The organism is Rhizobium phaseoli, assembly GCF_010668805.1.
Taxonomy (GTDB): Bacteria; Pseudomonadota; Alphaproteobacteria; order Rhizobiales; family Rhizobiaceae; genus Rhizobium; species Rhizobium phaseoli_A.
The window spans coordinates 218,229-244,635 of record NZ_WUFT01000008.1 but is presented as its reverse complement, the minus strand read 5'-3'; the positions used below and the strand labels follow the sequence as shown (position 1 = coordinate 244,635).

Genomic DNA, 26,407 nt, shown 5'->3' with positions numbered 1-26,407 from the left:
ACCTATGTCCCCGGTCTTGGCGGAAATTCGCTTGTCTTATGTGGATTATAATTTAATTAGGGGCGCAAAGCGGGGGCTTTTTTGCTATCGAGCCTTTGACGCTATACGCTGCTTTGGATGTTTGTGAATGAATCGTGTCTCCTTTGCATTGCCTCACTTGATCGGGAAGGAGGCGCTCTATCTCAACGAATGCCTTCTCTCGGGCCAGTGGGGCGGCGATGCAAGCTTCACAAAGCGATGTCATGCGCATCTGGACTCGATGTACGGTGCCAGCACGCTTCTGTGCCACTCGTGTACCGCTGCCTTGGAAATGGCCGCAATGCTTCTCCGCCTTGAGTCGGGGGATGAGGTTATCATGCCGTCGTTCACCTTCGTGTCGACGGCCAATGCGGTGGTGCTGCGCGGAGCTGTGCCGGTATTCGTCGATATTCGCAGCGATACGCTCAATATCGACGAAACGCTGATTGAGGCTGCCATTACGCCGAGAACCAAGGCAATCTTCGTCGTTCACTACGCCGGAGTGGGGTGCGAGATGGAGCCTATTTTGGCCATCGCCTCGCGCCATGGACTGGCTGTGGTGGAGGATGCGGCCCAGGCTTACCTGGCTTCCTGGAAAGGCCGGGCTCTCGGAACATTCGGCCAGTTGGCCACTTTGAGCTTTCATCAGACCAAGAATGTTGTCTCTGGCGAAGGTGGGGCCCTGATTGTCAATGATCCCGGTCTCGTCGAGCGAGCGCAAATCATCCGGGAAAAGGGCACCAATCGCTCCCAGTTCATTCGCGGCGAAGTGGCCAAATACGACTGGCAGGATATGGGGTCCTCCTTCCTGCCATCCGATTTGGTGGCTGCCGTGCTTCTGGCTCAGCTTGAGTACGCCGAGGAGCTGACGCGGCATCGGCTTTCGCTGTGGCATGCCTATGATGAAATATTCAAAGCGGCCGGCCATAACGGGTTGCGCCTTCCTGAAATTCCGGCCGACGCTGCACATAACGGGCATATCTATCATGTGCGCTTTACTAATCTTGAACGCCGCGAAGAAACACGCCGCGAGTTGGTGATGGAAGGCATTGGGGCCGTTACGCACTATGTTCCTCTGCATTCTTCCCCAGCCGGTGAGCGATATGGACTAAGGGCCTCATCGATGGCGGTCACCAACGAGACGGCCGATACTCTGCTTCGTCTGCCCCTGCATGGCGGGCTGGCCGAGGCAGATATTGCCCGTGTCGCCAGTCGGGTTCTGGAATCGGCGCGATGAAACGTTGTTTGGTGTGCGATGCCGTGTATGAGGCGGACATCTGGCGATGCCCCAAATGTGACACGCTCGTGCCTCTGGATGATGGTTTCCTGACCTTTGCGCCCGCACTTGCCCGTGACAATGACGGTATGGCGAGCAATTCACATGAACAGCTTCAGGCCTTGCAGCATGGCAGCTTCTGGTTTCGAGCCAGAAACCGCCTGATCACAGATCTTGTGCGGCGATATTTTGCTAGCAGCCAACGGGCGCTGGAAGTGGGATGCGGCACGGGCTTCGTCCTCACGGCTTTGCGCGAGGCTCTTCCGCATGCGGTCCTGTGCGGCAGCGAGATCTATCTGAACGGCTTGCCTTACGCGCGCGATCGATTGAAAGGGGCGGGGCAACTCTTCCAGATGGATGCGCGCGACATTCCTTTCCGTGAGGGGTTCGATTTGCTTTGTGCGTTCGATGTGCTTGAGCATATCGAAGAGGACGAGCTGGTCTTGCGGCAAATGGCCCAGGCCCTGCGGGCTGGCGGCGGGGTGCTGCTGTCTGTTCCGCAACACCCGGGCCTTTGGAGCCGCAACGATGATCTGGCGTTCCACAAACGCCGCTATCGGCGCGGCGAGCTGGAGCAGAAATGTGCTACCGCCGGCCTTGAGGTGATTTTCTCGACATCATTTGTGACGAGCCTGTTGCCGGTTTTCGCGCTCCAGCGCTCCACGCGCAGCCGCGCCAAGGATCATGATCCGGCGCGGGAGCTGCAACTGCCATGGTTCGTGGATAGGTCGTTCGAGATGTTGCTGGATGGCGAACGCCAGCTTATCCGCCTCGGAGTGCGCCTGCCGGCCGGCGGATCGCGTTTCGTGGTGGCACGAAAGACCGCAGGTGCGCGGCCATGAAACGCGTGGCGATCATACAGTCATCTTATGTTCCTTGGCGTGGCTTCTTCGACCTGATCAGCCGCTGCGATGAATATATCATTTATGATCAGGTCGCCTATAGCAAGGGCCACTGGCACAATCGGAACAAGATCAAGACCGCAACGGGCACGCGCTGGATGACCATTCCTGTGATGACCAGCGACAGGCTCGGGCAACCCATCGAGGATGTTGAAATCAAGGGAGATTGGGCTCAGGCACATTTTTCCCAGATCCGTCAGGCCTATAAGACGGCACCGGCCGCCAAGTTTTTTCTCCCTGTTATCGAATCGATTTACAAACAGTTCGAGAAATTGCAACTGCTGACGGAGGTCAATGAGTTGTTCCTCAGACATGTCGTCGAAATGCTAAAGTTGGATGTTGTGATCACCCGCGACAGGATCTACTCTCCGCGCGGCGCGCGAAGCGAGCGAGTCCTTGAGACCTGTCTCGCAGCTGGAGCAACGCATTATTTGTCAGGTCCATCTGCGAAAGTTTATCTGGACGAAGCCATGTTTCGGGACGCAGGGGTTACGGTTGAGTGGATGAGTTATGGCCCCTATCCGGAATACGCCCAGCTTCACGGCGCTTTCGACGGGCAAGTCAGCATCATCGATCCTATTCTGAATGGGCACGGGGCTGGACTTTCGGCCATGCCCGGACAGCAACAGGGAGCAGCAGGATGTTGAGCCATTTGACTTTCCTTTGCAAGGCAGGAGACGCTTTGCCGCATGGCTTTGCAGCCGAGCAGGTTGGCCGCGTATATATCGGGCGCAAGCTGTGAATTACTCCATTGTGGTGCCCATCTATCGCGATGGCTATTTGGCCGATGACCTGTGTGTGGAGATCCAGCGGGTGATGCGTGCATTTACAGGGCGCGAGGATCTTGGAGCGATACTGGAGCTCATTTTCGTCAATGACGGCAGCCCGGATAACAGCCTTGAGTTGCTGCTTGCGTTGCAGGCCAAGTTCGATTTCGTCCGGATCATCGACCTGTCAAGGAATTTTGGGCAGCACATTGCCATCGCTTGCGGTTTCCGTGAGGCCACGGGTGATGTAGTCATCCGAATGAACGTCGATATGCAGGACCATCCGGACCAAATTCCGACATTGCTTGAGCATATGACGGCGACGAAGGCGGACATCGTGATCGGACAGTACGAGCAACGGGAAAGCCCGCTGATCAATCGCATGACCGCTCGGCTCTATTATAGCTTTTTTCGAATCATGACCGGTCTCGAGTCGCCGCAGAACACGTCTCCCCTGCGTGTGCTGAGCCGCCGATACGCCAATGCTTACAATGGCCTGACAGAGAAAACGAGGTTTCCTCAAGGTCTTGACCAGTGGATGGGATTCTCGCCGCGTTATACGCGCATCGCCCACCGGCCGCGACTGAAGGGCAGCTCGTCCTATAATTTCTGGTCACGGCTGCGGCTGGGGCTGGATGGACTGCTGTATTTTTCTGAGCGCCCGCTGATGATCGTGATGTCGCTGGGGCTGCTCCTTAGTGCATTTGGTACAGTGATGGGCGTGGCGCTTGTGGTGATGCGCTTGTTTTTGACCAATATCGAACCCGGCTTCACGTCTCTTGCCGCGATCGGCCTGTTTGCTGTTGGTGTCCAGCTGATTTGCTTGGGCGTTGTCGGCTTCTACGTTGGGAAGATTTTCAAGGAAGTTCAAAATCGTCCGCTCTATATTATCAAGGACAGATTTTGGAAATAGAAATACCCGCTGCTTACCCAAAAATCAGAGATAGATCATGTCGCACGAATCCACCTCTATAAGCTATTCACCTTCCACCAGCATCGACGCAAGACATAAGATATTCGAATTGCAGAAGACCTATCCTGCAACGCCAGAGGAAAAAGAGCGTTCGCCCGGTCTTTTCCTGCGTGGTTCATTGCTGGCGCGTATTCTGGCGATCCGGGATATTTATGTACAGATCGTCGATATTCCCGGCTCCATCCTGGATATTGGCACATGGCGCGGCCAGACAGCCGTGCTGTGCGAGAACCTACGGGCCATTTACGAACCTCTGCATCTCAATCGTCGGATTGCCTGTTTCGACACGTTCGAGGGCTATGTCGGCTTCTCCGACAAGGATGCTCCGTCAGAGCTGCATCGCGACGGCACCTATGGCGTCGGAGGCCAGGAATATGCCGGCTATCTCGATGAATTGCTGAAACTGCATGAGCAATCCAACGCCATGGGACACAATTTCGGCAAGCACAAGGTAATTAAAGGGAACTGCCGCGAGACTATCCCGCAACATTTCTCTGAAAATCCCCATGAATTTGTGGCGCTCGCCTTTTTCGATGTAAATTCTTATCAGCCGTCGCTCGAAGCTTTCGAGGCTGTTTGGCAGAGGATGGTGCCGGGCGGCATTGCTGCTTTCTGGCAGTTGACCAGAAATGTCATTCCGGCTGAAGGACGCGTTTATGCGGAAAACATCATCGGCAAGTACGGCCACAGTCTCCATCGCTGCCCGACCTATCCTGGGCTTTGTTATTTGAAGAAGATCTGAATCGTATCTTACGGTCGCTTGGAGTTGACATGAAACGGGTGGTGCTGGGAAACGGCGTTGTGGGGTTGTCGATCGCTTTCGGCTTGCTGCGGCGCGCAAACGCTTCGGATGAGATCGTCGTGGTCGGCCCGCCGCAGCGCCCAGGATCCGCGACGCTTGCCGCGGCGGCGATGCTCAATTCCTTCGCGGAAATCGAGCATGGTGGCCTCGATACCGATATCGATCTCTTTCGATTTGAGATGAGTCATCGGGCGACGCGCCTCTGGCCAGCCTTCGAGCAGGCGCTTATCGATGCAGCAGGCGACGCACTTCCCGGTGGTTGCTCCGCCTGTCAGGGATGCGCGGGTGGCGGATGTTTCAAATCCGGCACCTACGTCGTCAACAACAACGCCGCCGACGATCTCGACGATCTCAATTTCGACGCCATCCTCTCTGCGCTGGTCGACTTCAACGAGCAGCACGACGTTATTTCGCCGAAAGACATTCCCCACTACAAGCCGCACCAGCGTTACCGCGCGAGCCGCGCTGTCTTCATTCACAACGAGGGCTGGTTCAATCCGCGTCTCATGCTGGAGAAGATGGAGGGTGCGCTGCGCCGAGCGGCGCGTGTGCGCTTTATCGACGAAGGTGTCGACCGTTTCAACCATGCGGATGGGGCAATTACTCATGTCACTCTGATGTCAGGCCAACAGGTCGAAGGCGACCAGTTTGTCCTGGCCACCGGCGCAACGGCGTGGGACGTTTTGGATCGCAGCGGGTTGCCGGACCTGATCCAACGCATCTTCTATGGCATCGGCACATCGATAGAAATCCGCAGCCCGGATGATGCACTCTCCCACGTCATTCGTACCCCTAACCGCGGTTTGGCCTGTGGCCTGTATGCTGCGCCCTATTTTCAGGGGCCAAACGAGCCGAACGACCATGTGCTCGTCGGGGCCAGCAATTTCATTGCGCCGCAGCTCCACGCGCATGGCCGCCTGACGAGCATCGAAGGCCTGCTCAACGGGGCCATAAAGCAGATCAACAGCAATTATTACCGGGCCGACCTGATCCGTGTGAACGTCGGCGCGCGCCCTAACAGTCAGGACACCTACCCGCTGCTCGGGCAGACGTCGATCGCCAATCTGTTCGCCGCCACAGGAACAAAGCGAGACGGGTTCCATCTCGCTCCTCTGATCTCCGAAGTGATGGCGAAGATGCTGCACGGCGAAGCTGTAGACGAGGGTTATGCGTTTTTTGCACCCAGTCGAAAGCCTTTGCGAACCATGACGCGGGATCAAGCTGTCGCGAAAGCAGTCCGTCACCAGATGAGCGCGGCATACCAGCACGGATTTTCGCCCGCGACGAGCCGTATGCCGGAACAGATCGAGGCAAACATGCGCGACGCCGTGGAACGTCTGCACGATCAGATCGGCGCCAAAGACTGGGGTATACCGCCTGAGATGCTTGACATGTATCGCTACGGACACGCTGTTCCATGATCGACAACGTCTTGAGCTCTCGGCAGCCTGTCCCCTGTAATGATCACAACCGTAGCGCAACCCTATGAAGCTGCTTCTGGCGATCCTGCCGACCGTCATTCTTACGCTGTACAGTCAGTTTATAACAAAGTGGCGCATCGGAGTGCTGGCCGATCAGGTCGGCTCTGCCACTGCTCTGACAAGAATCATTCGCTACCTGAGTGATCCATTGGTTCTTTCAGCCTATGCGATGACATTTATCGCGTCGTTCGCGTGGTTCGCCGTGCTGGAACGCTATGAACTGTCATTGGCCTATCCGATTTTTATCGGGGTGATGTTTGCTTCTGTAACTGTTGGAGGCATGGTCTTCTTTGGCGAGCCGGTAACAGCCATGCGGCTTTTTGCCGTTCTATTGATCTTCATGGGAATTATTGCTGGCACGCGTTAGCGCGCGATCCAAGGTGACCTGCCGTGGCCCGTTGGCCGGCTGTCCGTTTCATAGACACCGAGATAAGGTGTTTGACGAACTGGAGAGTTAGACTGCAGAGGAAGTTCAGCCGTGATGAGCTTGCCCCGCTGAGCTAATTTAGTGTCGTTTTGCGTTGGGCAGGACAACCCTCCGCACCGTTGAAACGTTAACGCACGCCGCGTCTCCACCTGGAGCCGGGCGCTTCGTCACCCCCCTAAAAATTCGGAGATACCCCATGCTCGTCCATAACTGGCGCGCAGTGATCAAGCACGCCTGGTCCGTCCGTCTGATGGCACTGGCGCTGCTCTTCATCGTGCTTGAGCCTGTCCTCAATTTCGTCGCGGCAACCTGGGTGTCGCGCAACCTCTACATCCAGCTCGCCATGTCGGCGATCACCGGCCTTTTCGCCGTGGCGGCGATCGTCGCCCGCATCTTCGTTCAGCAGAAAATCTCAGGAGATCTGAATGGCAAACCGCCTGCAGAAGGGTAGTGCCGCAGCCGCCATGGCTGTGGCGCTTGTCGGCTCGTTCGAGGGATTGCGCCAGAATGCCTATCCCGATCCGGCCACACAGGGGCAGCCATGGACGATCTGCTATGGCAGCACCAATGGCGTCAAACCTGGCGATCACAAGACGGTGGAGCAGTGCAAGGCGCTCTTGGCGTTGGAGCTCAAGACCTATGCGAGCGGCGTCGAAAGCTGCGTGCGCGTGCCGCTGCCGGATGCTCGTTTCGTGGCGCTGACCTCATTCGCCTATAATGTCGGCGTCAAGGCGGCCTGCGGCTCGAGCGCCGTCAGGCTCATCAACCAGGGCAGGACGGCCGAGGGCTGCGAGGAGCTTTTGAAGTGGAACCGCGCCGCCGGCATCACCTTTCCTGGCCTGACTCGGCGCCGGCAGAAGGAACGCCAATTCTGCCTGGAGGGCATCTGATGTTCTCCCTGCTCGACACGCTCAAGATGGCCGCCGGCATCGCCGCCGGCCTGGTGCTCTATCACCTCTATGCGGTTGCGATCGGCTATCCCTCGGCGGCCCGCGAGGCGCGTGCCGGCTATATCCTGTTGGCCGAAAAGAGCGCAGCCGATGCGAGAGCCGCCGAGATGGAACGCCAGCGTGACGCGGCTGCCCAAGCCATCGAAGAGCACCGCAAGCGCCTGGCCGCTGCCGAAGCGTCCGAGCAGGCGGCCAAAGACACACTTGAAATCGAGATCCAATCCTATGAGCTTCAGCTTTCGGAAAAGAACCGCGCTTGCGCTGTCACTGCTGCTGATCGTCAGTGGCTGCTCCGCCACTGAGCGGCTGAACAGAGCGGCGGGGATGAAAGGGCAGGCGGCGGCCGGCATCGCGCTGCCGCCCTTGCCCGATGATCTGCTGCGGCAGGAAGCGCATGCGCCTGTCGTGGAAGGTAAGCCCGTCATCGCCATCCTCGCCCGCGAGCGCCAGGCCCTCGACCGCGCCAATGCCCGCCAAGGGCGCACCATTCGCTTCTATACCGACCTCACCAGCAGATTTGGAACACGCCGATGATGAATGCCATTTCGCTTGCTCTTGTTAATCCGATGCTGAGTGGCGGGGGTGGGGGCAGCGTGGACCCAGATCGCTACATGTTCTTCGCCTCCCGCAACCGCATGCCATCGGGCACGATCGTCACCGCCGCTTCCGGCACGAATTATGTGTGCAGCAAGATCGTCGTCAACACGCCGCAATATAAGACCAGAACCTTCCGCTTTCACTTGTCCGGCTTCGCCTCGACGGAAGGCGGAAACGCGCCGCAGGAGACGGTCGTCACCGGCACGATCGGCACGCCAGGCAATTCTGTGGTCGCCGATGCGATGTTCATCCGGGTCGCCGGTGTCTTTTACCAATGCACCTTCGCCGGCCTCAACACCATAACGGTTGCCGACCAGACGAATGGCGCCTGGACCGATGAGCTGACCATTCCCGATGTCGACCCGGAAAGCGCAATCGAAATCTGGCTGTTCTATCACACCGCCGTCGGCGACAAGATCTGGCCGGTCTACCGTATCCAGAAGCATCGCGGCGAGCGCGTCTGGGGCGCCGGCGATCTCGCCACCCTCTTGGCCTTAAAGGACACCCCGCTTGCCGACAGCACGGCGGCACTCGATACCAATTACGCCACGCAGACGCAGCCGCAATATTACGGCCCCGACTTCATGGTCGCCAAGGGCGATTGGGATGGAAGGCCGGTCGCGCTTGCTGTCGTCGACAGCTTGGGTGAGGCGCGCCAGCAGTTTTCCGCGGCTGCCGACGCGCGCGGCAATCTCGGCTGGTTTCGTCGGTGGCTCGACAAAAACGGCGGCATCGGCCGCATTCCCTTTCTAATGATCGGCATGCCGGGATCGGGCTCCGTGCGCGAGCTTACCGGCACCGGTGCGGCGATCGCGACCCGGCGCTGGGCCATTGTCGATGAGATCACCGCCTTCAACAACGGCAAGAAGCCGTTCACCGTCATCGCCAACCAGATGGGCCAGAACGACACGGCAGCCACCTACGCCGTCTTCTTCACCACCAACTACAGGAGCCTGATCACAAGGCTTCGGGCGCGCTATCCCGGCGTCAGGATCGTCGCCTTCCCGCCGCTCGGCCGCACCGTTTCCACCCGCACCGTGACCTTGACCTCGGTCGGCACTGTCGTAACCGCAACGATCGCATCCGGCATCAATGGCCTGGCGACCGGCCAGACGGTTTCGATCTCCGGCGCTGCGCAAACGGAGTACAACGGCAATGTGGTGATCACGATCACCGGGCCGACGACCTTCACCTATAATTTCGCCGGATCGGCGACGTCGCCGGCAACGGGCGCAATCAGCGCCAACGACCTTTATCGAGAGCGGAGTATCAAGACGTTTCGGCCAACAATAGCTGGCCGGCGGACGGCACGGATGCCTCCGGCAAATGGCGCCTTCGTAGCGACATTCTCGCCAAGACGAGCGGCTGCTGCGATGATGCGATCGACACTTATGGGGCATGGGTTTCCGGCGTCCGGGATGGCGTCTGGCCGGGCATGCTGGAACTGCCGAGCACCACGGTGACGGCGCAGGCGGGAACCGACGGTGTCGCGAACTACACGACGATCGAGGTTGCCGATGCCAGCATTTTCGGGCCGGAGCAGGAGATCAACACCTATGCCGGACCGTATGGCATTACCCGCCTGTCGACGACCTCGATCGGCAGCATCTCCGGCAACACGATCACGATTTCGATCCCGCGCGCCACGGTGCTTCCGGTCGGCTCCATCGTCCGCCCGAGCGTCACGCCGGATGGCGTTCATCCCTATGGCGCCGTGATCGACCGTATCGCCGGCGGCATTCCGCAATCCGAGAAGCTGAAATTTTATCCCTAAGGCATAGCGAGCGGCTACTGAGATGACATCCAACGACGATATTCTCCGCGCTCTCGGGCGCGTCGAGGGAAGGCTGACCGGCATCGAGGAAAACGTCGCACTGCTGCGCAACGAGGTCAGCGATGAGAAGGCCAATGCCCACGACAGCCGTGCGGTGATCCACACGCGGCTCGACGAACAGGCAAGGCAGATCGCCAATCTCGATACAACGGTAGCGATCAGCGGCGGTGTCGACGCCCGGATCCGCGAGGAGATCAAGAACCTCAAGGAGACCGTCGAGAAGAACCAGGAGGCGGTGGCGCCGGCACTGGAAGAGTGGAAACGGATGAAATCGATCGGTTACGGCATATCGGGCCTGATTGCCTTTGCCGGGCTGACGATCGGGGGGATGATTGCCTATGCCAGCGATGGCGCGGTGGCGGCACTGCGGCATTGGTTGAAGATCAGTTGAGCAATCGCACACCTTATTCTGTGCTGCTGCCATCAGTCGCCGACAGCGGAGCCAGCAACGCAAATTTTAGACCTTGCTAACGAACAAATCTGCTCCGTGCTGGTTTTCCTCTCAGGAGGAAATAGCCATGAAGAGCATGAACCATCGCCAAGTTCGCGTTCCCGGCCCACGGGAGCATGATGTCGCAGAACATTGCCGCAAGTTCGGGATTGGCCCGGCGGAGGAGAAGAAGCTGAAGAAGCTTCTCGGATCCCGCGCGCCGCTGCACGAAATTCAAGCCAACGCTCCACCACGGCAGCCGCGGTGGCGATAGCGACGGCGTCGCTTCAATGATCGCTTTCACGCCGCATTACGACGATGATTCAAAGAGTGAGGGAATGAAGCAACGAGCCCCAGAGGCGAGGGCGAGAAATCCCGCTAGCGGGGTTCCCATGTCGCAGATAACGCTGCCGACCCACCCCGACTTACTCAAAACCCCGCTCCGGCGGGGTTTTTTCTGGCTTTGTGATGAAGTCTGTGTCTTCCCCCAGGTTCGAAGAACACCAGTCTAGCGATTAGAACATGAGGGGAACAATTGTGGCTTGTCCCTCCAGCAGATGTTGCCGCGCGCGGGCTTATCTGTCGTGCCGCGAACCCGGGAACTTCCGACAAATCCCGACGTTGTGGCCGACGGACCGTGCAGCAGGTCTCGTCTCCTGTACCACTGCTGCTACCCCTGCAGATGCTGCGCGGTCCACTTTCACATCCGGTATGACGGGAGGCGCTCTGCCTCTAAAGCGGCGACAGCCAGGTGTCGCCCGTGACCCGGCCGTTTGAAGATCCACGCCACCGAAGATGCAGCGATCCGCCGACTTTGCCGCGCGCAGACGAGGCGCGAGGCTTGCAAGCGGATCAGCGCCGCAGCTGGCGCGACAGCATGAGGATGTAATCGTCGGCGATATCGGCGACCACCATGGCGGCTTCGGCCGGCGGATATCCCCTGCCGATCGCCTCGCTGAGGATATTCATCACGATAGGTTCGAGCGCTTCCCGGCAGTCGGCCAGACTGTCGACATGCGCGCATTTTGGACGAAATTTCAAGACGTTGCTCATGGCTTACCCTCCATATCATCGAGCTCGGCCCCTATGGATGGAAGCCGGCCTCTCTGCTAAGAGGCGGGCCACGGTTCCGGCGAGCTGGTCAGGAACCAGAAATCTATCCTGACGATACGATGGCACACAGCTCGATGTATTCAAGCGCATGCTGATATTAAGGTAAGCCAGTAGGGTTAATTCGTCCGCCGATGTTGCATCCTGGCATCGCAAGCAGATGGGGGGGCGGGAGCCATTAGAGTCCACGCCGGCAAGCCCAATCCTGGTTCAGACGCTGATGCGGCGGCCGGCCTTATCCGCTTCTTTGCGATCGGCGCCATACTTTTCGATGATGGCCCTGGCATCCTCGTTGGAAATGCGGTGTTTCTTCGCAAAGTAGATGACGTCGTAGGGTCCGTCTGTCGCCGCGGCTTTTTTCGTTTTGTCATTGGTCATGATTTTTCCTTTCATGGAAATGTTGAGCTGAGCGGCGCGTCATATCGGGACGCGCCAACGCCATCGTCTCAAGACGAGGTTTAGAGAGCCGGCATCCCGTCAACGTCGGCCGGATGGCCTTCGTTCCGGATTAGCGATGAGACCGGGCTGTCATATGTTTTTCCCAGATCTGGGTTGCCTGAGCTGCGGTGCCGGTCTTGTGGAAGCGTAACAGGTGAAGTCCTTCCGCCCGTCGTTTTTCGTCGAAGGCGCTGTTTTCGTAGTCGGAGCCTTCGACGATGCTCTCGCTTTGAAGAACGGCCTTCAGCTCCTGTACGAAGTGTCCGGTGATGTTGAAAAGCGCGTCGTTCTCAGGTGCGTGGTTCATGGTTTTCCCTATCGGAGGTCGCGTGCCATTAAACGCGAGCTGGCTCAGCAAGCCCGCGTTGGTAAAAAGCATCAAGCAATCCGCGCCTCTATGGGAAGGCTGGTGTCGGACAGCGTTTAGCCGTGTCTGTCTGGAGTTCCATATATGGTGCAGCAACGCCGCCCTGCGAATCGAGAGGGCGTGGCAGGTCTGAAGGCTGCAGTTTAAACCACTTGCCTCCCAGATACCATATCAATCGAAATGCCGAAGAATATCGAGGGAGCAGGACTGTCTTCGCTTTCCGAGTTTAAGGCAAGCGATCCGGGTTCCCACCAAAATGGCTGCTTTTGCAGGAGAGACCAGGCGTGGATGCGTTCGTCATGCCGGGGCGGCGTATCGGTCAGCTCATCAGAAGTGCCCTGAACAAGCACGCTCTTCCACGTTCGGTTTTCGCCGAATTCTTCAACCTGAACACAGGCTGGTGAATTGGCCCGCAATAGATCAACCTTCAGGCCCGGCATTGAAAATATAAAAAGCCGATCTTTTTCATACGCATAGTGGATGGGAACGATATAGGGATATTTGTCGCCTAGGCATGCTAGGTGGCCACGGGTGTGGCTTGCCAGAAAGGCGAGGCAATCTTGTTCACCCATTTCTCGCAATTGCATTTGCGGTGTCCAGTTCCAGAGTCGGCGTTACAAACCTTCGTTTGATTAGTACAGCGAGGCGCGTATTGGCCTGCCACGGTGGCCCAGCGCCTACCAGAACACATCCTTGAAGACGATAAAGACGATAAAAGCCACGCTGATCGCCGGCGTCAATTTCACCAGAAAGTCGATATAGCGGAACTTGCCGACATGCTGGACCAGGCTTTTCCACGAATGGATGTTTACCGTGGCTGACATGATGCCCTCCTTTGGGGCCGGGGAACGCTAACGACCCCTAAAGCAGTGCTCGTTCACAAACTGCCACTACACCAAATATGGGTGCCAAACCTCTGCGCTACAAGGCGTGGCCGATTCCCGGTCAGGCGGAGAGATCACGCCGCTGCGCACAATCGTCAAGCGCGGCGCGAGCGCGCCGCCAGGACGGGGCGCGCCCATAGAGGATTGTGCTTTTACCTCAACCATCGCTTCGATCAGTTTCAGGCGATCGAGTTTTTGCCGCTGATCGTCGTAGAGCCTGCCCAACAGCTCGTAGGCTAATCCCGAGGGACTGCCTTTGAGCAGTAGTCTCCCGATCACCACTTCCTGATGGGCAATGCGGCGCGCGGCCTTCACGATATGACAACGTGCAAGCTTGAGGTCTTTCGGCCGGTATCGTGTCGAAACCATATTTTTTGCTCCCCCGCATTTCCGTGATTCCTGAGAAAAAACGGAAATATTCTAGCGAAAATCTTCGGCCTTGAGCGTGAAGTTGTTTCCGCGTCGATGCTGATAGGCTCTCGATGCGGCCTCCTGAATGGAAGAACGGGCGGCATCGAAGGCATTAAGGTATGCAGCCTCGGACGAACTCTGCGTGATAGTACTGCCGAGTGCGCCTTCTTCGACCAGGAACCGGACCTCGAACATGCCGTCATAGCCGGTAAAACGCACGCCTTTTCGCACTTCGTCGAAGCTCCGGCTTCTGTTTGGAAAGATAAGTGCCATGGCGGTCGATCCTTGGAGGTGGGCGCCGGCCGTTGACTCGGAGCCGGCGATGAACTGAATGCACGTAGAGAACGAGGAGCTTGATGCCAAAGCCTGTCGGCATGTCCGACCGCCGACCGATCTCAATGGCCGACCGATCTTAATGGCCGATGGATCTTAATGGATGGTCTGCACGATGACCCTGTTCTCAAGCAAGGCCTCGGACGTCTTGATCAAGCGGACCGTGTTCGCCATGACCTCGTCGGAATAAACAGGGTCCACACGGGAAATTTCATCCGTCATGTCGCGGAGAACGCTGTTTATCTCAAGCAGAGACGGCACAAGGTCGAGCAATCCATCCGCCGCCAGCCCATAAGTCAGGCGGCTGATCGCCTCGCTGAGGTGATCTAGAAGTGCACGCCTTTCGGAAACCGCCAATGCCGACGGCTTCGTGAGGGTCGCTTCACCGTTGAACTGCATGATGCGGGTCCTCCTCTCCTTAAAATGGGTTTTGCGACGACATTATCAATGGCTGCCGGCGAATGAGGTTGCGGCCAGGTGGCAAAGAGCGCAAGTTGAGTGATCGGCGGGCACGATAAGGGCACCGCCGCTTGGGGCGCGTGCACGAACCCTAGCCCCAATGAAGGAGGACACAATGTCTTCCACATCTGATCCGTTTTTCGATGTCACCAATTTGAGAATGCTGGAGCGCATTCTTCGAAAGGCCGGTTTCCGTGGCGGCGAAACTTACGCGATCGATATCAGCGAGATCAGCGCGACAAGTTTCCTCATTCATTGTTTCCAAATTGGAATTGTCGATGAGGCCGCGCTGAGATCGGCTTTGAGAATGTACCTTGCAACCCAGTTGAGTTCGGGCCCGCTTCCTGAGGCGATCGAAGATGCGTCTTTTGCAAGATGGCAGGATGATGGTGGCGCTCCGGTGAAGGCCTATCGGATTGGCCGGTATACGGCGCCCAGGCGTGCCAACGCATCGCGACGGCCGGTCGGTTATCGCTTTCCAAAAACCAGGCTGCCTGAACGATGATCGGTGAAGGCCGCCGAACGCGACAGTGCAGAATTCGCTTCTAAAGCGCTGCATCGAACCTGATTCATGTTCGTAGTTATGCGTGTCGTTTTCCCTGAACGGCTGCACGCGTCTGAACGGTATGCATCGCGATCTGATGTGACACGACTAAAAAGGATGAAGACATGTCCCGAAACCGCGCCGATCAAAAGGACGCCGCCGGGAAACGCGCGATCATCGCTTCGGCGCAGAAGAGCGCAACGTCAAGCCCGACTGCCGACGATCTGATTACACAGGCTCGTCACGCCCGCTCGCCGTCGGAACACGGGATCGATAGCGCTGAGGACCAGGCCTATGGTGTGGCGCGGACACACAAAGGGCCGTTCGACAACGCGACGGCATTCAGCGCGCCCGCCTACGTGCATGATCTCCCGACGAAGCAGCAGTTGGAGGCTGCCCAACGCCGCCAATCCGATGCGACAAATCAGCAGGAGGCAAACCGCCAGAGAGGCAAGCCTCGTAGTCGAACAAAGAACACCAAGCTGAAATCGCCCTGAGCAGATATAGGAACGACAGCGGACGCCTCCTGTATGTCTTCGCCGACCAAGCGGCGCATGGTTCGAAGGCCATCTACGCCGGTCGATCGAAAAGCCCGCTTTCACGGGCTTCTCCTTCCAACTCGAGCCGTCAGGCGCTGAATGGCACGGCGACGAAAGTCTTGTTGCCAGACGCGGTCCTCAGGCCGCGCTGAATGGCACCGCAACAAAGGTCTTATTACCGTCGCGTTCCACGAGCAGAAGCACCGATTTGCGGCCGGCCTTGCCGGCCTCGGCAATCGCCGTCTTGGCATCGCGGGTATTGTGAACCGGCTTGTCGTTGACCGAGACGATGATATCGCCGGACTGGATGCCGGCGGCAGCCGCCGACTTGTCCGGGTTGACGCTGGCGACCACTGCACCGCTGATGGAGCGCGGCAGGTTGAGCTGCTGGCGCATGTCGGGCGTCAGGTCGGCAAGGCCGATGCCGAGGCTCGGCTGGCCGCTGGCCTCGCCCTTGCTGTCCGAGCTTTCAACGGCGGCCTGTTTCTGGCCGTCCTCATTGCCACCGACGGTGACGTTGAGATCGATCACCTTGCCGTCGCGCCAGACACTGAGCGATTTTTTGGCGCCCGGCGAAAGGTCGGCCACCAGCCGCGACAGATCCTTCGGCGTCTTGACGGTCTCGCCGCCGACCGATGTGATGATATCGCCCGGCTTCACGCCGGCCTGCGCCGCCGGCGTATCGGCGGTGACGGCGGCAACCAACGCCCCGCCTGTCTTGTCGAGGCCGACGGCATCGGCGACGTCTTTCGTCACCGGTTGGATCTGCACGCCGAGATAGCCATGATCGATCGAGCCGTTCTTCTGCAGCTTGGCGACGATCGCCTTGGCTTCATCCGAGGGAATGGCGAAGCCGACGCCGACGCTGCCGCCGTTCGGCGAATAAATCGCGGTGTTGATGCCGACGACATTGCCGCTGCGGTCGACGAGCGGCCCGCCGGAATTGCCATGGTTGATCGGCGCGTCGATCTGAATGAAATCGTCATAAGGCCCGCTGTGCAGGTCGCGGCCGCGCGCCGAGACGATGCCTGCCGTTACCGTGGTGCCGATGCCGAAGGGGTTGCCGATCGCCAGGATCTGGTCGCCGAGCTTCAGCCTGTCGGAATCGCCCCAGGCAATGGTCTGCAGCGGCTTGGGTGCCTCGATTTTCAAGACGGCGACATCGGATTTCGGGTCGGTGCCGATCAGCTTGGCCGGCAGTTCCGTGCCGTCATCCAGCGTCACCTTGATGTCGATGGCATTGTCGATGACATGGTTGTTGGTAACAACAACGCCGTCCGGGCTGATGATGAAGCCCGAGCCGAGCGCCATCGCCTGCTGCGAAGGCCGGTTTTTCGGTGGCTGGTGCGGCAGCGGGATCCCCTGATCTTCGAAGAACTGGCGGAACTGCTCGTCCATCGGCGAGTCCTGCTGGTCGGCGCTGACATCGGTCGCCTTCATGGTCGTGGTGATGGTGACGACGGCAGGCTTGTCGGCATCGACGATGGACGCGAAGGAGCCGCTCGCGGCCAAGACGCCGCCGGCATCGGCTGGCGCGGCAATGGCGTTCGACGCGTTGATGGTGAATGGCAGGCAGGCAGCGCCGGCGAGGATGGCGGCTCCGACCAGCGCTGCAGTGCGGTGTTTGCTCAAGATGTGTGACATGGTGATGGTCCCTTGCGAGAGTGTTGGCTTTGAATGGCGTCGTGGTTCCACGTCTTGGGACCTGGCGTCGGATGGCGTTTGGTGCCAATGCCTCCGATCGCAGCGCAGTCGTTGAGGTGGCGACCGAGCGAATGGAAGAATTGGCGCTCGGGATTCATATGATCGCGGCGGGCGGATTTACAAATTAAATATTGATCATGTTTATATTGCCGATTTGTAAGACATTACTGGAATTTAATCTTTGCGCCGGAGGTTTTTGAACCGGGTACCACACGCCGGACCTTCCGGCCGAAGTGTGGCTTCGCAGCGCTTTCTTCGCAGCGATTTCGTTCGGAAATAAATGGACTTATTCCCGGAGCCTGTGATCCGATCGCCGCATGCGCCCGTAATTTTGCCGGCAGACGATCATGCCGTTGTTTTTGGAAACTGTCTTCCCGAAACCTGTTGCGAATACAAAATGTTAGTAGACTCTAAATTAATTCTTCTGCAGAAAGTAAAGACTGCGAATCGACGGGGTTTCGCGGTGGCATATGAGGGGCGATGAGCAAGGCAGCAGGGCAGGGGCGCAAAGGCAAGCGCGGTGCGCATGTGACGTTGAGCGATGTGGCGAAGAAGGTGGGCGTCAGCCCGATCACCATCTCGCGTGCGCTTCGCAATCCGCAGATCGTTTCGGATGATCTGCGCGACGTGATCCTGCGCACGGTCGACGAGATGGGCTATATCCCCAATCTTGCGGCTCGCGCCTTGGCCGGCCGCCACAACGGCATCGTCGGCGTCATCACGCCCGCCTTGCACCAATACGGCTTCACCGGCCTGATGATCGGGATCGAGGATCGCTTCCGCCACACTGAATTCACCGTGCAATATTCCAATACGCTGAACCATGGCGAGGGGGAGGCCGGCCTGCTGAAATCCTTCCTGACGCAGAAGCCGGCCGGCGTCATCATCGCCGGCGCCGAATCCTATCGTGATCTTCTGCCGCTGATCGAGCGTGCTGCCTGTCCCATCGCCCATATTGCCGATCTCAGCCAGGAGCCGCAAAGGCTGGTTGTCGGCCTCGATCATTATGCGGCCGGCGCCGAACCCACCCGTTTCCTGCTCTCGAAGGGTTATAGCAGGATCGCTTTCATGGGCCGCGGCGCGGATGTCCGCTCGCGCCGCCGCATCGAAGGTTATGAGGCGGCGATGCGGGAAGCCGGGCGCTTCGACCCCGATCTCATCATCGGCGGCGATGCGCCAAGCCGCACCGGCCTCGGCAGGGAGTTGTTTTCCAGCCTCTTGCAGCGCGTGCCGGATATCGATGCAGTCTTTGCCCAGAGCGACGAAATGGCGCTTGGCGTCCTCATCGAATGCAAGGCGCGCGGCATCCGCGTGCCGGAGGATGTCGGCATCTGCGGCTTCAACGATCTGGAATTTTCGGCCTACACCGAGTCGTCGCTGACGACGGTGCACATACCGCGCTACGATATCGGCTACCGCGTCGCCGACATGCTGCTGCGCGCCGTCCGCGACGAGCCCGCTGATGAAGACAAGGCCGACTTGGGCTTTAGCATTATTCCGCGGGGTTCGACGCGGTAAGTCGCCAAGGAGACCGGTGGCACGAGCCCCTCCTCCGACAGCTGCCATCGACCGGTTTCGCGCCACGCGTCTCGACCCGTCCTTCGGACCCCCGTAAACGGGGCGAAGGGAATATGCCGCACCGTTTCCGTTCCACGATACGTCTCGTTTGGCACGTCCCCTCTCCCCGTCAGAACGGGGAGAGAGTTAGGGTGAGGGGCAACTTCGCGCTTTAGATATCGCTTGCAGCGCTCGACCAGAGGTCGGCCGCTTCGGCCGCCGTCATGCGGCGCACCTCGGCCTCGTGGCTGCGGCTGGCGAAGAGTTCGCTGGCCATGATCTGCTCGGCAAGATCGGCCGGGAGCGAGAGGATGACACGGCCTTCGCCATTGTGCAGGCCGCCGAGTTCGGTGCGCTTGCCCGTGACCATGCCGCCGGCGACCGTGTTGTTGGTCTCCGGGTCGATCAGGATGAAGGAGCCGGACAGCCGGTTCTGCTCATAGGGGTCGAAGATCGCCGCCTCTTCGAAGACAAGCCGGACTTTGCCGATGGCGTTCATGTAGAGCCGCTGGGCGGTAGTCCAGGTGCCGGTCTTCAGCTCGAGCTGGCTGAGCGGCTGCACCTGAACGCGCTGGCGGCGCGAACCGCTCTTCAGCCAGTAACGTTTTCCGGGCTCGATGCCCTCAGGCTGCAGAGCGACGATCTGCGCGTCGAAGGCAAGGCCGACCTGCGGCTGGGCGTCGATCGAGACGATCATGTCGCCGCGCGCCACATCGACCTGGCGGTCGAGCGCCAGCGTGATCGCGTCGCCGGCAACGGCAGCGTTGCGGACGAGATCGAAGGTGACGATCTTCGAGACATTGGCGACCATGCCCGACGGCAGGATCATGACGCTGTCGCCCGGCTTCACCGAGCCGCCGGCAACCGTGCCCTGATAGCCGCGAAAGCTTTCGCCCGGGCGCGAGACGCGCTGGACCGAAAGGCGGAAGCCGACCGTCTGCGACGAACGCACGGTCGCAAGCTCCAGCGTCTCCACCAGGGTCGGGCCGCTGTACCAAGGCATGGCGGCCTGGCCGGAATAGACGACGTTTTCGCCCTTCAGCGCCGACATCGGAATGGCGGTGATCTGCTTGACGCCGAGCGACAGCGCAAATTCCCGGAATTCATGGGTGATCTTGTCGAAGCCGGCGCGGTCGTAGCCCGTCAGGTCGATCTTGTTGACGGCGAGTACGAACTGCTTGATCCCGAGCAGCGAGGCGATCGTCGCATGACGGCGCGTCTGCTCGAGAATGCCGAAACGGGCATCGACCAGAAGGATAGCGAGATCGGCCGTCGAGGCGCCGGTCGCCATGTTGCGGGTATATTGCTCGTGGCCGGGCGTGTCGGCGACGATGAAGGAGCGCTTGTCGGTCGAGAAATAGCGATAGGCAACATCGATGGTGATGCCCTGTTCGCGCTCGGCCTGCAAGCCGTCGAGCAAGAGCGCGAAATCGGGCAGGCCGAGATCGTTCTGCTTGCCGGTGGAATCGCGCTGCAGCGTGGCGGCCTGGTCTTCCTTGACCGCCTTGGTGTCCCAGAGCAGGCGGCCGATCAGGGTCGACTTGCCGTCATCGACGCTGCCGCAGGTAATCAGCCGCAGCGGGCGCGTGTCGCGCTGGGCCTTCTGCGGCTCGGCGGCGGGCAGGCTGACGACGGTGGCGGCCGAGACGGCGGTTTGGGCTGCGGTCATCTCAGAAATATCCTTCACGCTTCTTCTTTTCCATGGAGCCGGACTGGTCGCGGTCGATGGCGCGGCCCTGGCGTTCGGACACCGTTGCGATTTCGAGTTCGGCAATCACCTCTTCGAGGGTGGTCGCCTGTGAGCGGATGGCGCCGGTCAGCGGGAAGTCGCCGAGCGTGCGGAAGCGGATCATGCCCTCCTGACGGACTTCGCCGGGCAGCAGTTCGAGACGCGGATCCTCGGCCAGGATCATCATGCCGTCGCGCTCCACGAACGGCCGCGTCTTGGCGTAATAGAGCGGCACCAGCGGAATGTCTTCGGCCTGGATGTAGCGCCAGATATCGACTTCCGTCCAGTTCGACAGCGGGAAGGCGCGCACGCTCTCGCCCTTGCGGATCATGCCGTTATAGACGTTCCACAGTTCCGGCCGCTGGTTGCGCGGATCCCAGCGATGGTCGGGGGTGCGGAAGGAATAGATCCGCTCCTTGGCGCGGCTGGCTTCCTCGTCGCGCCGCGCGCCGCCGAAAGCGGCATCGAACTGGCCGGCATCGAGCGCCTGGCGCAGGCCCTCGGTCTTCATGATGTCGGTGAAAGCCGCCGAGCCATGGGTAAACGGCGTGATGTTTTCGGCCGCACCGCGCGGATTGATGTGCTCGATCAGGTCGAGTTCATACTTCTTGGCGGTCGCGTCGCGGAAGGCGATCATCTCCCGGAATTTCCAGCCGGTGTTCACATGCAACAGCGGGAAGGGCACGCGGCCGGGATAAAAGGCCTTGCGCGCCAAGTGCAGCAGCACCGAGGAATCCTTGCCGATCGAATAGAGCATGACGGGACGCTCGAATTCGGCGGCAACCTCGCGGAAGATGTGGATGGATTCGTTTTCCAGCGCCTTCAGATGCGGGTCGAGTGGCGCCTTGGCGCTCTGAGGATTGCTGAGTTCCGTATCCGGACGGCTATCGGGCATGTTTTACTCCAGACTGTCGATCCTTTGCGGTTTGCCGCAAAGCAGTTCCTGATGCTGGCTTCCCAAGGGCTGCGGCGGTGGCCGCGCCCGGGTTCGGTAAGCCGTGAAGTTGATTATTGTGCGGCGATCACCGCGGCCTCTTCGGCGACATGCAGGCCGCATTCGCGCGTCTCGTCCTGCTCCCACCACCAGCGGCCGGCGCGTTCCGGCTCACCGGGCTTGATCGCCCGGGTGCAGGGCTCGCAGCCGATCGAGGGATAGCCGCGGGCATGCAGCGGATTGACCGGCACCCCGTTGTCGGACACGAAGGCCTTGATCGCCTCCAGGTCCCAATCGGCGAGCGGATTGACCTTCAAGAGGTGGCGTTCGGCGTCATATTCGGCAAACGGCGTTTCGGCGCGGTTGGCCGATTGGCCGCGGCGCAGGCCGGTGATCCAGATCGCCGCACCTTCCAGCGCACGGGCCAGCGGCTTCAGCTTGCGCACGCCGCAACAGGCATGCCGGGCTTCGACGCTCTCGTAGAAACCGTTGAGGCCGTATTGCGCCGCATAGGCGTCGAGATCGGCCTTTTCGGGCTCGAAGCGCTGAATCCGGATGTCGTACTGGTTTTCCGTCTCTTCGATCAGCGACAGCGTCTCGGCAAACAGCCGGCCGGTCTGCAGCGTCGCAATATCGATCGGCAGGCGATGCGTGCCGATCTCGGCAGTGATCACCTGGTCCTCGATGCCGAGCGACGTGGTGAACACCACGCGGCCGCCAAGGCCGGAGACCAGCGACAGACGTCCTGCAAGGTCGAGACCCGCCAGCGTGTCGTTCAGCGCCTTGGCTTCAGCAATCGGCCCTTCTTCCGCAATCGTATTGTTAACAGTCATGGGAATCCTGTCCTTTGTTGACGGGAGTATCGCAGCTCAATCCTGGATCGGACAGAAAAAGGGATTTCGAAAGCTGCGGCCGGAGGAGCAAATATCTCTCCGAAGCTGCCGCAATGCAAAAAAACAGCCGCCCGAGGATAAAAATCCCCGCGAACAACTGGTATGTCTATAAAAATAGTAGAGTTACACGCAGCCTGTCAATCCGAAATCCGAAGTGATGCCGAAAAAGGTGCGGAGCGGGCGGTTTTGGCGTAGATTGCAGCCGCTTGGCCAAGAACAAAGAACAAGGCCAAAACGCTTGATCCTCAAGGCTTTCCACGGCGCGTTCAAATTCCGTTCATGCTGACTATGCCATAGAGGCGAAAGTAGTTCCGTAGCGGCGCGGAGATTCGCGCCGCCTGTGTGTGTCGATGGTCTGAGATGATTACGCAAAAGGCGAAATATGCGCTGCGGGCGCTGACGGTTCTGGCGGATGCCGATGCTGACGAACCGGTGATGATTTCCGATATCGCCGCGCAGCAGAAGATCCCGAAGAAGTTCCTCGAACAGATCCTGCTCGACCTGAAACATCACGGCATCGTCGTCAGCCGCCGCGGCAAGCAGGGTGGCTATCTCCTCTTGAAGCCCGCCCATACCATCACTTTCGGCGAGATCCTGCGCATCGTCGACGGGCCGCTCGCGCCGCTTCCCTGCCTGTCGATCACCGCCTATCGAAAGTGCGACGATTGCGACGGCGAGCAGAACTGCCAGATCCGCCATGTCTTCGCCAAGGTCGCCGACGCCACCCGTAAGGTGCTGTTTTCGACGACCATCGCCGACGCCGCCCAGCCGGCCCGCACCGCCGAAGTCACCCGGCTGCTCGCCTGAGCGGCCGCTTCCCCGAATTCATCCTGCTTCGGCCCGCCGGGCCCTGATCGCCGCGGCAATGAACACGCGCGACAGGCCGTGATAGAGCGGCTCGCGCGACAGCAGGCGCGACGTGACGTAGCCGATCATCGATACCGCCATGATCGGGATGACCGCCTGGTGATCGCCGGTCATTTCCAGAATGATGACGAAGGCCGTCATCGGCGCCTGCACCACGCCGGAGAAATATCCGGCCATGCCGAGGATCGCTGCAAGTGCGATGCCGCTGCCCATCAGCTGGCCGACCGTGCTGCCGAAGCCGGCGCCGATGGCGAGCGAGGGCGCGAAGATGCCGCCCGGAATTCCTGAAATCATCGACAGGAAGCCGGCAACAAGCTTTTCCAGAAAGAACAGCAGGGGCAGGGGATTGCCCTCGACCGCACCTTTCGCCTGGTCGTAGCCGGTTCCGAAGGTCGCACCGCCAGACAGGATGCCGACGGCGGCGACAGCGAGGCCGCAGACCGTTGCCAGCACGACCATCCGCCGCAGCGGCTGCGGCTGTGCAAAGCGGCGGACATGCTGGCCGATATGGAGCGCAAGCCCGCTGAAGGCCGCACCGAGCGCGCCGCCACCGATGCCGCAGACGAACACCAGTTCCCAATCGCGCAGCGATGCCGGCGCCACCGCGGTAGAGCCGAAATAGTTGTAGCTGCCGGCAAGCCCGAGGGCGGCAAGGCCGGATAGGATGACAGCGGTCAGAACCAGGCCGTTGGCGCGCGATTCATAGGTCCGGCTCATCTCCTCGATGGCAAAGACGATGCCGGCGAGCGGCGTGTTGAAGGCGGCGGCGATGCCGGCCGCCGAACCGGCAAGGATCAGCCCGCGGGCCTGCGCCATGCCGCCGAAGCGGGCGACCGCCAGCATGATCGATGCGCCCACCTGCACGGTCGGTCCTTCGCGGCCGATCGATGCGCCGCAGAAAAGCCCGAGCACCGTCAGCACGATCTTGCCGAACACCAGCCGCAGCGACAGCAGGCGGGTGCGGTCTTCAGGGTCGCGCAGATGCCGCGCGGCGATCGCCTGCGGAATGCCGCTGCCCTGCGCGTTCGGGAAAAAGGTGGCGGCAAGATAGGCCGACAGCATGAAACCGAGCGGCGTGATGGCGAGCGGCAGCAGAAAGCTCCATTCGCCGGAAGCTGTCACGCCGGCAAAGGCGCGTTGCGCCAGATCCGCCAGCCTGGCAAAACCGACGCTGATGACGCCGATCGCGAAGGCGCCGCACCAGAAGATCAGCCGCGGGCGCCAGAGCGCAAGGGAACCCCAGAGAACACGGGATCGGCGAAGAAGTCTGGACTTGCGATACAACACGGGCATGCCGGAACGGATGTTGAACAGAGCCCCTTCCTAAACCGGTTTGCGAGGAAAGAACCATCTCTTTCTTCGAAATTCGCCGCCGACGAACTTCGCCGACAGGCGACGATAGCCCTCTCCAGCCATCACCGATCGCTCACCGCAGCCCGCGGATTGACCCAGGGCTCCTGGTTCGAGCGCGCCAGCGGCTGTTTGCCGAGGATATGGTCGGCGGCCTTTTCGCCGGTCATGATCGACGGGCCGTTGAGGTTGCCGTAGGTGACATGCGGGAAGATCGAGCTGTCGGCGACGCGCAAGGCCTCGACGCCGATCACCCGGGTCTGCGGATCGACCACGGCCATCGGATCGTCCTTGGCGCCCATCTTGCAGGTGCCGCAGGGGTGATAGGCGCTTTCCAGATGCTCGCGCAGGAAGGCGTCGATCTCCTCGTCGCTTCGCACATTTTCGCCGGGCTGGATCTCCGCCCCCCGATAATTGTCGAAGGCCGCTTGCCCGAAGAGCTCGCGGGTCAGGCGCACGCAGTGGCGGAATTTCTCCCAGTCTTCGGCATGGCTCATATAGTTGAAGCGCAGCACCGGGTCGGCCTTCGGATCGGCCGAGCGCAGCGCCACGCTGCCGCGCGATTTCGACAGGTTGTAGCCGACATGCACCTGGAAGCCGTGGCTTTTGGCCGCCGCCTTGCCGTCATAGCTGATCGCCACCGGCAGGAAATGGTACTGGATGTCGGGCTGCTTCAGCCCGGGCGCCGAGCGCAGGAAGGCGCACGCCTCGAACTGGTTGGAGGCGCCGAGCCCGCCCTTCGACAGCAGCCATTGCGCACCCGCCACCCCCTGCCAGAACCAGGGCAGCCAGGAATAGAGCGATACCGGTTTGGTGCTCACCTGCTGGAAGTAGAATTCCATATGGTCCTGCAGGTTGGCGCCGACGCCCGGCCGGTCGGCCTTCACCTCAATGCCCATCTCCTTCAAATGCTCAGCCGGACCGATGCCCGACAGCATCAAGAGCTTCGGCGAATTGAACGAGGAGGCCGAGACGATCACCTCGCGGTTGGCCTTAACCACCTCTATTTTGCCGTTGCGCTCGATCTCGACGCCGGTCGCCCGGCCGTTCTCGATCATCACCTTGCGCGCGAAGCCGTAGACGATCTCGACATTCTTCCGCTTCAGCGCCGGTCTCAGATAGGCGTTGGCGGCAGACCAGCGGCGGCCGGAAAAGATGGTTTGCTCCATCAGCCCGAAGCCCTCTTGCTTGCTGCCGTTATAATCCTCCGTCGTTTCGAAGCCCGCCTGTTTGCCGGACTCGATGAAGGCGTGAAACAGCGGATTGGTGAAGCCGCCGCGCTGGACGTGCAGCGGCCCGTCGCTGCCGCGCCAGCCTTCCTCGCCGCCATGCGAATGTTCCATCCGCTTGAAATAGGGAAGAACGTCGGCATAGGCCCAGCCGCTGGCGCCGAGCTCATCCCAGCGGTTGAAATCCTCGGCATGGCCGCGCACATAGACCATGCCGTTGATCGAGGAGGAGCCGCCGATCACCTTGCCGCGCGGTGCGGTGATGCGCCGGTTGTTGAGGTTCGGCTCCGGTTCGGACAAATAGCCCCAATTGTAGCGCTTCATGCTCATCGGCCAGGCAAGGGCTGCCGGCATCTGGATGAACGGCCCGAAATCGCTGCCGCCCGCCTCGATGACAAGGACGCTGTTCTTGCCGTCTTCTGAGAGGCGGTAGGCGAGGGCGGAGCCGGCCGAACCGGAGCCGATGATGACGAAATCTGCTTGCATGGTTTTTCTCTCGCACTTTGGTTCAGGCGTTGCGCCGCGTCGCCCCTCATCCGGCTGCCGCCACCTTCTCCCCGAGGGGAGAAGAGACGTGCCGCGGCCTCTCGATCCCCCCTTCT

At 60.1% G+C, this 26,407-nt stretch carries 31 protein-coding genes and 1 pseudogene; 18 read left to right on the top strand and 14 right to left on the bottom strand.

Going from position 1 to position 26,407, the window contains the following annotated elements; genetic code table 11:
* Window positions 1–127 precede the first annotated feature (127 nt).
* The 14 genes and pseudogenes from rffA (at window position 128) to GR197_RS14760 (ending at window position 10,731) form a co-directional block, all read left to right on the top strand.
* Entirely contained in the window at window positions 128–1,255 is a 1,128-nt protein-coding gene (gene rffA, locus GR197_RS14825) for a dTDP-4-amino-4,6-dideoxygalactose transaminase (RefSeq protein ID WP_164010767.1), read from the top strand.
* Window positions 1,252–2,136: a class I SAM-dependent methyltransferase gene (locus tag GR197_RS14820; RefSeq protein ID WP_164010765.1), complete on the top strand. Its 885-nt coding sequence runs from the start codon at window positions 1,252–1,254 to the stop codon at window positions 2,134–2,136. The genes rffA and GR197_RS14820 overlap by 4 nt, the downstream gene beginning before the upstream one ends.
* On the top strand, window positions 2,133–2,843 hold the full coding sequence (locus GR197_RS14815; RefSeq protein ID WP_164010763.1) for a WbqC family protein: 711 nt from the start codon (window positions 2,133–2,135) through the stop codon (window positions 2,841–2,843). Before GR197_RS14820 ends, GR197_RS14815 begins: the two co-directional genes overlap by 4 nt.
* Before the next feature lie 91 nt (window positions 2,844–2,934).
* Entirely contained in the window at window positions 2,935–3,876 is a 942-nt protein-coding gene (locus GR197_RS14810; protein ID WP_164010761.1) for a glycosyltransferase, read from the top strand.
* A 37-nt stretch (window positions 3,877–3,913) separates the two neighbouring features.
* Window positions 3,914–4,678, top strand: coding sequence for a class I SAM-dependent methyltransferase (locus GR197_RS14805; RefSeq protein WP_164010759.1), 765 nt, complete (start codon window positions 3,914–3,916; stop codon window positions 4,676–4,678).
* A gap of 29 nt (window positions 4,679–4,707) precedes the next feature.
* A complete protein-coding gene (locus tag GR197_RS14800; RefSeq protein WP_246724580.1) occupies window positions 4,708–6,159 on the top strand; it encodes an NAD(P)/FAD-dependent oxidoreductase in 1,452 nt (483 codons plus the stop codon).
* Between the two features lie 64 nt (window positions 6,160–6,223).
* Window positions 6,224–6,586 carry a hypothetical protein gene (locus GR197_RS14795; protein ID WP_164010755.1) on the top strand — a complete coding sequence of 121 codons (363 nt, stop codon included), beginning with the start codon at window positions 6,224–6,226 and terminating at the stop codon, window positions 6,584–6,586.
* A 256-nt stretch (window positions 6,587–6,842) separates the two neighbouring features.
* Window positions 6,843–7,097, top strand: a complete 255-nt coding sequence (locus GR197_RS14790) for a hypothetical protein (protein ID WP_164010753.1) — start codon at window positions 6,843–6,845, stop codon at window positions 7,095–7,097.
* Complete coding sequence (locus tag GR197_RS14785) at window positions 7,072–7,536, top strand: lysozyme (protein ID WP_164010751.1); 465 nt, start codon at window positions 7,072–7,074, stop codon at window positions 7,534–7,536. The genes GR197_RS14790 and GR197_RS14785 overlap by 26 nt, the downstream gene beginning before the upstream one ends.
* On the top strand, window positions 7,536–7,898 hold the full coding sequence (locus GR197_RS14780) for a hypothetical protein (RefSeq protein ID WP_164010749.1): 363 nt from the start codon (window positions 7,536–7,538) through the stop codon (window positions 7,896–7,898). The genes GR197_RS14785 and GR197_RS14780 overlap by 1 nt, the downstream gene beginning before the upstream one ends.
* Before the next feature lie 22 nt (window positions 7,899–7,920).
* Window positions 7,921–8,130: a hypothetical protein gene (locus tag GR197_RS14775; RefSeq protein ID WP_164010747.1), complete on the top strand. Its 210-nt coding sequence runs from the start codon at window positions 7,921–7,923 to the stop codon at window positions 8,128–8,130.
* Window positions 8,127–9,967, top strand: a pseudogene (locus GR197_RS14770) (hypothetical protein). Before GR197_RS14775 ends, GR197_RS14770 begins: the two are co-directional and overlap by 4 nt.
* Before the next feature lie 22 nt (window positions 9,968–9,989).
* Window positions 9,990–10,418 (top strand): DUF1515 domain-containing protein, encoded by a 429-nt coding sequence (locus GR197_RS14765; protein ID WP_164010745.1) that lies wholly within the window; start codon window positions 9,990–9,992, stop codon window positions 10,416–10,418.
* Between the two features lie 127 nt (window positions 10,419–10,545).
* A complete protein-coding gene (locus tag GR197_RS14760) occupies window positions 10,546–10,731 on the top strand; it encodes a hypothetical protein (protein WP_164010743.1) in 186 nt (61 codons plus the stop codon).
* Between the two features lie 578 nt (window positions 10,732–11,309).
* Here the strand turns inward: GR197_RS14760 and GR197_RS14755 are convergent.
* From GR197_RS14755 to GR197_RS14725, 8 genes are all read right to left on the bottom strand, one after another.
* Window positions 11,310–11,510: a hypothetical protein gene (locus tag GR197_RS14755; protein WP_164010741.1), complete on the bottom strand. Its 201-nt coding sequence runs from the start codon at window positions 11,508–11,510 to the stop codon at window positions 11,310–11,312.
* A gap of 267 nt (window positions 11,511–11,777) precedes the next feature.
* Window positions 11,778–11,945 (bottom strand): DUF3606 domain-containing protein, encoded by a 168-nt coding sequence (locus GR197_RS14750; RefSeq protein WP_164010739.1) that lies wholly within the window; start codon window positions 11,943–11,945, stop codon window positions 11,778–11,780.
* A gap of 130 nt (window positions 11,946–12,075) precedes the next feature.
* On the bottom strand, window positions 12,076–12,312 hold the full coding sequence (locus GR197_RS14745) for a hypothetical protein (RefSeq protein ID WP_007627002.1): 237 nt from the start codon (window positions 12,310–12,312) through the stop codon (window positions 12,076–12,078).
* A 203-nt stretch (window positions 12,313–12,515) separates the two neighbouring features.
* Window positions 12,516–12,959, bottom strand: coding sequence for a pyridoxamine 5'-phosphate oxidase family protein (locus GR197_RS14740; protein WP_164010737.1), 444 nt, complete (start codon window positions 12,957–12,959; stop codon window positions 12,516–12,518).
* Between the two features lie 90 nt (window positions 12,960–13,049).
* Window positions 13,050–13,196, bottom strand: coding sequence for a hypothetical protein (locus GR197_RS32030; RefSeq protein ID WP_204330212.1), 147 nt, complete (start codon window positions 13,194–13,196; stop codon window positions 13,050–13,052).
* 66 nt (window positions 13,197–13,262) lie between these two features.
* Window positions 13,263–13,625 (bottom strand): hypothetical protein, encoded by a 363-nt coding sequence (locus GR197_RS14735; RefSeq protein ID WP_164010735.1) that lies wholly within the window; start codon window positions 13,623–13,625, stop codon window positions 13,263–13,265.
* A gap of 51 nt (window positions 13,626–13,676) precedes the next feature.
* A complete protein-coding gene (locus tag GR197_RS14730) occupies window positions 13,677–13,940 on the bottom strand; it encodes a DUF1488 domain-containing protein (protein ID WP_164010733.1) in 264 nt (87 codons plus the stop codon).
* A 156-nt stretch (window positions 13,941–14,096) separates the two neighbouring features.
* Window positions 14,097–14,399: a hypothetical protein gene (locus GR197_RS14725; protein WP_164010731.1), complete on the bottom strand. Its 303-nt coding sequence runs from the start codon at window positions 14,397–14,399 to the stop codon at window positions 14,097–14,099.
* A gap of 175 nt (window positions 14,400–14,574) precedes the next feature.
* Here GR197_RS14725 and GR197_RS14720 point away from each other — a divergent pair, with 175 nt between their 5' ends.
* On the top strand, window positions 14,575–14,964 hold the full coding sequence (locus tag GR197_RS14720; protein WP_164010872.1) for a hypothetical protein: 390 nt from the start codon (window positions 14,575–14,577) through the stop codon (window positions 14,962–14,964).
* A gap of 164 nt (window positions 14,965–15,128) precedes the next feature.
* Window positions 15,129–15,500, top strand: a complete 372-nt coding sequence (locus GR197_RS14715; RefSeq protein ID WP_164010729.1) for a hypothetical protein — start codon at window positions 15,129–15,131, stop codon at window positions 15,498–15,500.
* A 180-nt stretch (window positions 15,501–15,680) separates the two neighbouring features.
* Here the strand turns inward: GR197_RS14715 and GR197_RS14710 are convergent, their stop codons facing one another.
* The gene (locus GR197_RS14710; protein WP_164010727.1) at window positions 15,681–17,186 is read right to left on the bottom strand and encodes a DegQ family serine endoprotease; all 1,506 of its coding nucleotides are present in this window, start codon (window positions 17,184–17,186) and stop codon (window positions 15,681–15,683) included.
* Between the two features lie 540 nt (window positions 17,187–17,726).
* Between GR197_RS14710 and GR197_RS14705 the strand changes: the two genes are divergently transcribed.
* Window positions 17,727–18,764 (top strand): LacI family DNA-binding transcriptional regulator, encoded by a 1,038-nt coding sequence (locus GR197_RS14705; RefSeq protein WP_164010725.1) that lies wholly within the window; start codon window positions 17,727–17,729, stop codon window positions 18,762–18,764.
* Between the two features lie 211 nt (window positions 18,765–18,975).
* Here GR197_RS14705 and cysN read toward each other — a convergent pair whose 3' ends face one another.
* The 3 genes from cysN to GR197_RS14690 all read right to left on the bottom strand — a co-directional run bounded on the left by cysN (window position 18,976) and on the right by GR197_RS14690 (window position 22,299).
* Window positions 18,976–20,472 carry a sulfate adenylyltransferase subunit CysN gene (gene cysN, locus GR197_RS14700; protein WP_164010723.1) on the bottom strand — a complete coding sequence of 499 codons (1,497 nt, stop codon included), beginning with the start codon at window positions 20,470–20,472 and terminating at the stop codon, window positions 18,976–18,978.
* 1 nt (window position 20,473) lies between these two features.
* Window positions 20,474–21,427 carry a sulfate adenylyltransferase subunit CysD gene (gene cysD / locus GR197_RS14695; RefSeq protein ID WP_164010721.1) on the bottom strand — a complete coding sequence of 318 codons (954 nt, stop codon included), beginning with the start codon at window positions 21,425–21,427 and terminating at the stop codon, window positions 20,474–20,476.
* A gap of 113 nt (window positions 21,428–21,540) precedes the next feature.
* On the bottom strand, window positions 21,541–22,299 hold the full coding sequence (locus GR197_RS14690; protein ID WP_164010719.1) for a phosphoadenylyl-sulfate reductase: 759 nt from the start codon (window positions 22,297–22,299) through the stop codon (window positions 21,541–21,543).
* Between the two features lie 420 nt (window positions 22,300–22,719).
* On the opposite strand from GR197_RS14690, the gene GR197_RS14685 reads away from it, so the two are divergent.
* Window positions 22,720–23,166 (top strand): RrF2 family transcriptional regulator, encoded by a 447-nt coding sequence (locus GR197_RS14685; protein WP_007626992.1) that lies wholly within the window; start codon window positions 22,720–22,722, stop codon window positions 23,164–23,166.
* 18 nt (window positions 23,167–23,184) lie between these two features.
* Here the strand turns inward: GR197_RS14685 and GR197_RS14680 are convergent, their stop codons facing one another.
* Complete coding sequence (locus tag GR197_RS14680) at window positions 23,185–24,519, bottom strand: chloride channel protein (RefSeq protein ID WP_164010716.1); 1,335 nt, start codon at window positions 24,517–24,519, stop codon at window positions 23,185–23,187.
* Window positions 24,520–24,641: 122 nt separating this feature from the next.
* Window positions 24,642–26,291: a choline dehydrogenase gene (betA, locus tag GR197_RS14675; protein ID WP_164010714.1), complete on the bottom strand. Its 1,650-nt coding sequence runs from the start codon at window positions 26,289–26,291 to the stop codon at window positions 24,642–24,644.
* Window positions 26,292–26,407 lie beyond the last annotated feature (116 nt).

What these genes read in the sequence shown, in the direction of transcription:
- rffA (WP_164010767.1), top strand. Translation starts at nt 128, where the DNA reads ATGAATCGTGTCTCCTTTGCATTGCCTCACTTGATCGGGAAGGAGGCG.
- GR197_RS14820 (WP_164010765.1), top strand. Translation starts at nt 1,252, where the DNA reads ATGAAACGTTGTTTGGTGTGCGATGCCGTGTATGAGGCGGACATCTGG.
- GR197_RS14815 (WP_164010763.1), top strand. Translation starts at nt 2,133, where the DNA reads ATGAAACGCGTGGCGATCATACAGTCATCTTATGTTCCTTGGCGTGGC.
- GR197_RS14805 (WP_164010759.1), top strand. Translation starts at nt 3,914, where the DNA reads ATGTCGCACGAATCCACCTCTATAAGCTATTCACCTTCCACCAGCATC.
- GR197_RS14800 (WP_246724580.1), top strand. Translation starts at nt 4,708, where the DNA reads ATGAAACGGGTGGTGCTGGGAAACGGCGTTGTGGGGTTGTCGATCGCT.
- GR197_RS14795 (WP_164010755.1), top strand. Translation starts at nt 6,224, where the DNA reads ATGAAGCTGCTTCTGGCGATCCTGCCGACCGTCATTCTTACGCTGTAC.
- GR197_RS14790 (WP_164010753.1), top strand. Translation starts at nt 6,843, where the DNA reads ATGCTCGTCCATAACTGGCGCGCAGTGATCAAGCACGCCTGGTCCGTC.
- GR197_RS14785 (WP_164010751.1), top strand. Translation starts at nt 7,072, where the DNA reads ATGGCAAACCGCCTGCAGAAGGGTAGTGCCGCAGCCGCCATGGCTGTG.
- GR197_RS14780 (WP_164010749.1), top strand. Translation starts at nt 7,536, where the DNA reads ATGTTCTCCCTGCTCGACACGCTCAAGATGGCCGCCGGCATCGCCGCC.
- GR197_RS14775 (WP_164010747.1), top strand. Translation starts at nt 7,921, where the DNA reads ATGAAAGGGCAGGCGGCGGCCGGCATCGCGCTGCCGCCCTTGCCCGAT.
- GR197_RS14765 (WP_164010745.1), top strand. Translation starts at nt 9,990, where the DNA reads ATGACATCCAACGACGATATTCTCCGCGCTCTCGGGCGCGTCGAGGGA.
- GR197_RS14760 (WP_164010743.1), top strand. Translation starts at nt 10,546, where the DNA reads ATGAAGAGCATGAACCATCGCCAAGTTCGCGTTCCCGGCCCACGGGAG.
- GR197_RS14755 (WP_164010741.1), bottom strand. Translation starts at nt 11,510, where the DNA reads ATGAGCAACGTCTTGAAATTTCGTCCAAAATGCGCGCATGTCGACAGT.
- GR197_RS14750 (WP_164010739.1), bottom strand. Translation starts at nt 11,945, where the DNA reads ATGACCAATGACAAAACGAAAAAAGCCGCGGCGACAGACGGACCCTAC.
- GR197_RS14745 (WP_007627002.1), bottom strand. Translation starts at nt 12,312, where the DNA reads ATGAACCACGCACCTGAGAACGACGCGCTTTTCAACATCACCGGACAC.
- GR197_RS14740 (WP_164010737.1), bottom strand. Translation starts at nt 12,959, where the DNA reads ATGCAATTGCGAGAAATGGGTGAACAAGATTGCCTCGCCTTTCTGGCA.
- GR197_RS32030 (WP_204330212.1), bottom strand. Translation starts at nt 13,196, where the DNA reads ATGTCAGCCACGGTAAACATCCATTCGTGGAAAAGCCTGGTCCAGCAT.
- GR197_RS14735 (WP_164010735.1), bottom strand. Translation starts at nt 13,625, where the DNA reads ATGGTTTCGACACGATACCGGCCGAAAGACCTCAAGCTTGCACGTTGT.
- GR197_RS14730 (WP_164010733.1), bottom strand. Translation starts at nt 13,940, where the DNA reads ATGGCACTTATCTTTCCAAACAGAAGCCGGAGCTTCGACGAAGTGCGA.
- GR197_RS14725 (WP_164010731.1), bottom strand. Translation starts at nt 14,399, where the DNA reads ATGCAGTTCAACGGTGAAGCGACCCTCACGAAGCCGTCGGCATTGGCG.
- GR197_RS14720 (WP_164010872.1), top strand. Translation starts at nt 14,575, where the DNA reads ATGTCTTCCACATCTGATCCGTTTTTCGATGTCACCAATTTGAGAATG.
- GR197_RS14715 (WP_164010729.1), top strand. Translation starts at nt 15,129, where the DNA reads ATGTCCCGAAACCGCGCCGATCAAAAGGACGCCGCCGGGAAACGCGCG.
- GR197_RS14710 (WP_164010727.1), bottom strand. Translation starts at nt 17,186, where the DNA reads ATGTCACACATCTTGAGCAAACACCGCACTGCAGCGCTGGTCGGAGCC.
- GR197_RS14705 (WP_164010725.1), top strand. Translation starts at nt 17,727, where the DNA reads ATGAGCAAGGCAGCAGGGCAGGGGCGCAAAGGCAAGCGCGGTGCGCAT.
- cysN (WP_164010723.1), bottom strand. Translation starts at nt 20,472, where the DNA reads ATGACCGCAGCCCAAACCGCCGTCTCGGCCGCCACCGTCGTCAGCCTG.
- cysD (WP_164010721.1), bottom strand. Translation starts at nt 21,427, where the DNA reads ATGCCCGATAGCCGTCCGGATACGGAACTCAGCAATCCTCAGAGCGCC.
- GR197_RS14690 (WP_164010719.1), bottom strand. Translation starts at nt 22,299, where the DNA reads ATGACTGTTAACAATACGATTGCGGAAGAAGGGCCGATTGCTGAAGCC.
- GR197_RS14685 (WP_007626992.1), top strand. Translation starts at nt 22,720, where the DNA reads ATGATTACGCAAAAGGCGAAATATGCGCTGCGGGCGCTGACGGTTCTG.
- GR197_RS14680 (WP_164010716.1), bottom strand. Translation starts at nt 24,519, where the DNA reads ATGCCCGTGTTGTATCGCAAGTCCAGACTTCTTCGCCGATCCCGTGTT.
- betA (WP_164010714.1), bottom strand. Translation starts at nt 26,291, where the DNA reads ATGCAAGCAGATTTCGTCATCATCGGCTCCGGTTCGGCCGGCTCCGCC.